We start from the raw sequence: 727 nt of genomic DNA, 5'->3' as shown, positions 1-727 counted from the left end.
CCTTAACCACACCACCTGGCGTTTTCAGGTAATGCACACCGTTGCGAGTTTCCCAGCCCATAACGGGACTCGATGGGTGAACTTTAACGCCGAGTGCTCTCGCCTTTCTTAGATAACCAAACGCCAGTTTCCCTGCATGGATACCAATACCTTCTGGCTCATGCATTGCGCCTGCCGCTTCTTGATCACCAACGTAATCACGCTTTACGGTTTCCGCATCTAAGATCTGCGCATCGTAATCGAACGTGTCGCGCAGCAACTTGGCTTCTTTTTCAAGTGTTGCCATCACTTTGGGACGATGGGCAACGTATAAGTGGCCGCCCGACTGTGGGTCACAATCAATGTCTTTGATCAGAGACTTAAAGGTGTTCATACCATCGACGCATTCGCGATGCATTTTCAGTGCGGTTTCTAGTCCCCAGCGTTCAATCCACTGAGAACGCTTCAAACGTCCTGACGCACACTGAGCCTGGCCACCATTTCGGGTACTGCAGCCCCAACTCATACGGTTAGCTTCAATCACAGTCGCTTTAATGCCGTACATTTCAGCAAGGTGTATCGCGGTGCTTAGGCCTGTGTAGCCTGAACCGATTATCGCCACATCCACATCCATATCCGATGTAATTGGACCATCATCTTCAGGTGGCGCGCCTGCGGTATCTACCCAATAAGTCGGGGCGTATTCCTTACCGTGACCTGGGCTCTTGTCTTTAAGTGGATCGTATTT

1 protein-coding gene is annotated in these 727 nt (G+C 50.8%); it reads right to left on the bottom strand.

The window, feature by feature from the left end:
• Positions 1-727, bottom strand: a 727-nt coding sequence (locus tag AB4512_RS22430; RefSeq protein WP_372175746.1) for an NAD(P)/FAD-dependent oxidoreductase, incomplete at both ends; no start/stop codon positions are given.

It is taken from the genome of Vibrio sp. 10N.222.52.B7, from assembly GCF_041474275.1.
Lineage (GTDB): Bacteria > Pseudomonadota > Gammaproteobacteria > Enterobacterales > Vibrionaceae > Vibrio > Vibrio crassostreae_C.
The sequence above is the reverse complement of the archived record's forward strand: the minus strand, read 5'-3'. Positions and strand labels throughout refer to the sequence as shown.